Source organism: Streptomyces europaeiscabiei (genome assembly GCF_001550375.1).
Classification (GTDB): Bacteria; Actinomycetota; Actinomycetes; order Streptomycetales; family Streptomycetaceae; genus Streptomyces; species Streptomyces europaeiscabiei.
Genome location: NZ_LRTR01000797.1, coordinates 1 through 1,684 on the forward strand (window position 1 = coordinate 1; position 1,684 = coordinate 1,684).

The 1,684-nt window shown below is 75.1% G+C and carries 1 protein-coding gene; it reads right to left on the bottom strand.

Annotated features, from left to right (window positions below; all coding sequences use genetic code 11):
- Positions 1-114 precede the first annotated feature (114 nt).
- Positions 115-1,455: a DUF2252 domain-containing protein gene (locus AWZ10_RS39185; RefSeq protein WP_060893424.1), complete on the bottom strand. Its 1,341-nt coding sequence runs from the start codon at positions 1,453-1,455 to the stop codon at positions 115-117.
- Between the last annotated feature and the right edge of the window lie 229 nt (positions 1,456-1,684).

Consider the following 1,684-nt stretch of genomic DNA (forward strand, 5'->3'; position numbering starts at 1 on the left):
GGGGGGGGGGGGGGGGGGGGGGGGGGGGGGGGGGGGGGGGGGGGGGGGGGGGGGGGGGGGGGGGGGGGGGGGGGGGGGGGCGGGGCCGTGCCGAAGGTCTGCGCTCGCGACGGTTCACACGTCGGGTGTCGCCGTGACCACGCCCGCCGCGACCGCCGCGCCCAGGGCGGCGTGGTCCCTGACGGTCTGGTCGGCGTAGCGGAGGGCGAAGTCGGCGAGGGCGTGGTCGAAGGTGTCCTTGCCGCCGAGGTAGGCGGCGATGGCGACGCGGTCGCCCGAGCGGGCGTGGGCGCGGGCGAGGGTGGTGCCGCAGAGGCGGGCGTAGGCGCGGAGGTCGTCCGGGGGCATGCCGGCGACATCGGCCGAGCCCTGTGTGTCGCGGAGCCGACGCCAGTAGTACGCGCGGCCCTGGGGGCCGGTCAGCCAGCCGAGGAAGATGTCACCGGCGGCCTGGAGAATCCGCTGGCCTGCGACGACACGGTGCCCGGGGTGATCGTACGGGCCGTGCGGCAGATGGTGTTCGAGAACGGACCGGCCGGCCTCCTTGATCTGGAGGCAGAGCAGGTCATCGGCGTCGCGGCCCACGAGCAGGACGATGAAGCAGCGGGTACCGACGCTGCCGACGCCGACGACCTTGCGGGCGGCGTCGGCGAAACGGTAGCGGTCGAGGAGGAGACGGCGTTCCTCGGCGAGGGTGGAGCGGTAGTCGCTGAAGATCTTGCGGAGGGCCGCCATGTCGGAGGCGCCGGCGGGCTCCAGCAGGGGCGGGTCGTGGAGGATGCGGCGCCGCCCGTCGACGATCTCGGTGAGCTTGCCGAGGGCGTGCAGGCTGGTGCGGCGGCGGGCCCGGCCGAGGCTCGACTCCAGGCGCCGCCGGTGACGGCCCGAGCGGAGCAGCGGCAGCAGCCGGTCGGCGTCGACACTCGTGTACCAGACGGCGAGTTCGCCCTCCCCCGCCAGCTTCCGCATCGTCCGGCGGTACGCGGCGGCCGTCCCGTACGCGGCGGCCCGGGCGTCGGCCTCCGCGTGGCCGTTCTCGCGGGCGGCCACGGCGACGGAGGCCGCGAGCCGTTTCACGTCCCACTCGAAGGGGCCCGGGTACGTCTCGTCGAAGTCGTTCAGATCGAACAGCAGGGAGCGTTCCGGGGAGGTGTAGAGGCCGAAGTTGAGCAGATGCGCGTCTCCGCAGAGCTGCACGGTGAGGCCGGTGTGCGGCTGGGCGGCCAGGTCGGCCGCCATGACGGCGGCCCCACCGCGCAGGAAGGCGAACGGTGACACCGACATCCGGCCGTACCGGATGGGCAGCAACTCCGGCAGCCTGTCCCGGCCCTGGCGTTCGAGTACGGCGACGGGATCGGAGCGGTCGACCGAGGGAATCCAGGTGGCGTGCGCCGAGCGCGGCGCCTGTTTCCGGGCGTCCCTGCCCTGCCGGGCCCGGTCCGCCGACGTGGTCATCGCGCTGCCTGCCGTATGCCGTGCCGCCCCATACAGCCTCCCTGGACTCCGCGGCTCCGCCACGTGGTGGCTGACCGCGCCTCGGCTCCGCCACGTGGTGGACGCCCGCGTCGCCGATCTCCTGATCGCAGTGAAGGCCGAAGGGGTGGCGTACGCATGTCCGAGTACGGCGATCGGGTGACGGGGTGGGGGCGGGGGGGCCGGTCGGGGGCGAGGGGATCGGCGGGGG